The organism is Polaromonas sp. P1_E1_2 (genome assembly GCF_056406035.1).
This window is the reverse complement of record NZ_JBFUAZ010000770.1, coordinates 1-1,670: the sequence shown is the minus strand read 5'-3', so window position 1 is coordinate 1,670 and position 1,670 is coordinate 1. Positions and strand designations below refer to the sequence as shown.

Annotated in this window: 3 protein-coding genes; all 3 read left to right on the top strand. The window is 56.0% G+C overall.

From position 1 onward, the window contains the following. Positions 1-289 (top strand): lysostaphin resistance A-like protein (locus tag AC1D1P_RS22705; RefSeq protein ID WP_477674545.1); only part of this gene is annotated, 289 nt, incomplete at its 5' end. Between the two features lie 260 nt (positions 290-549). Continuing rightward, positions 550-963 (top strand): hypothetical protein, encoded by a 414-nt coding sequence (locus AC1D1P_RS22700; RefSeq protein ID WP_477674544.1) that lies wholly within the window; start codon positions 550-552, stop codon positions 961-963. After that, the gene (locus tag AC1D1P_RS22695; RefSeq protein WP_477674543.1) at positions 947-1,423 is read left to right on the top strand and encodes a hypothetical protein; all 477 of its coding nucleotides are present in this window, start codon (positions 947-949) and stop codon (positions 1,421-1,423) included. The genes AC1D1P_RS22700 and AC1D1P_RS22695 overlap by 17 nt, the downstream gene beginning before the upstream one ends. The last annotated feature ends 247 nt before the right edge of the window (positions 1,424-1,670 follow it).

Sequence of the window (1,670 nt, the reverse complement as noted above, 5' to 3'; positions counted from 1 at the left end):
ATTTGGTGCCGCTCATCTGAATATTTACCAGTTCATGGTGGGATTGATTGTCGGATCTGTTCTTGCCTGGCTTTACGAACGAAGCAGGTCCTTATGGCCATGCATTGCCCTTCACTGCATGTACAACTCGACGATTTCATTCTTCTGTCAAAACTTCAGTGACAAATCCGGCAACATAGCCTTTTTCAGTGACTTGCCACTCTCGATCTGGATTGGCGCTTTTTTTCTGGCTTTTGTAGGCGCATCCGCGCTCCAGTTCATGCTTCGTGACAGAACCTTGTCGTCCTAGTGTCAGCATCGAACTTCACCATAGGGCTCATTCAGCAGAGACAGGGGGTGCAAGCGTCAACACTCAGCCCTCCGAGGCATTTTTGTTCGCCCGACCCTCTAGAATCAGCAGCGCTACGCAGCCGCTACGGCTCGATTCACCCGAACTTGAAGGCCAAGATGATCCGACGTGCACTGTCAGGGATACTTTTGCTTGCGAGTGTCTGCGCCTGGGCCAATCCCCCCGCAGCTACGGCCACACCGCAGCCAAAAGAAATACAGTTGCAAGACCCCATGCCGGGGCAAGCGCTGCTGTATCTGGTGAGAATTTCCGGAGACATGGAGACAGTGACCGTGCTGGTGGATGGCGTCAAAGTGGCCACCATGCCACCGAATAGCTATACAGCCATCGGCGTCGCGCCCGGTGCCCGGCGGCTCACCGCCGCCACCCCCGCAGGCCAGGAGCGCATTACCGAGATCAGCGTGCAGGCGGATGAACGGYGGTTTTTCTACCTGCTCGCGACTTTTTCACGGCCGGCGGGTGACTTTGGCCAGTTTTTTGGTTTGCTCGGCGCTCTTGTTCAGGAGACCCTTAACCGCCCCACCGCTACCAACGGGAATCGCGTGTGGACAGAATCCCTGGAGCCAGAAGCGAAAGGCATGATGGAAGGCATGGCGCTTGCCTTACCGGACTAGCAACGCCCTTCACGTCTCTGCCAAAGTTAAAACTGCGAATTACCAACCCCTTATGCGATCTCTGTTTTGGCGTATTTCTTTCATCAGCCTGCTGCTTCTTTGCACAAAATTCGCGCCTGCGGCTGGCTTGGGAGTCAACGACATACACCAGCTGGACGGCATTCAGGTAGATGACAAATCAGGCACCATTACGCTGGTTCTGGTCATTGACCGGCCACTGGAAGACGGCCTGACCAAACCACGCGCCATCCGCAAACTCAATGCCTATTCGGAATGGGTGCATAGCGCAGAGCTCGGCAAAGCTTTTCCTCACGCCAAAGCCGATCTGGGGATTCGCATACTTATCACGCATCCCAGGGCGCGCTCGGCCCTGGGTAAAGCCGTGTTGTCGCAACTGGCCGGGCGCTGCAAAGACCTTCACTTCGAAGCGATATTCACCCTGCGGGATACGAAATTGTGAAGCGCCTGCATAAGCGTATCCGATGATTTTGTGACGCACGGTCCTTCGTGGGGGCGACCTACCCAGCCACCCGATCCCGAATCTGCTGCAGCGCCGCCGGGTCATCCATCGTCGTTAAATCCCCCGGGCCCCTGCCCTCGCACACCGCCTGGATCGCGCGGCGCAGCATCTTGCCGCTGCGGGTTTTTGGCAGCGCTAAAGCAAAGTCTCAACACATTTTTCATCAAGATGAGACATTGCCGATAGG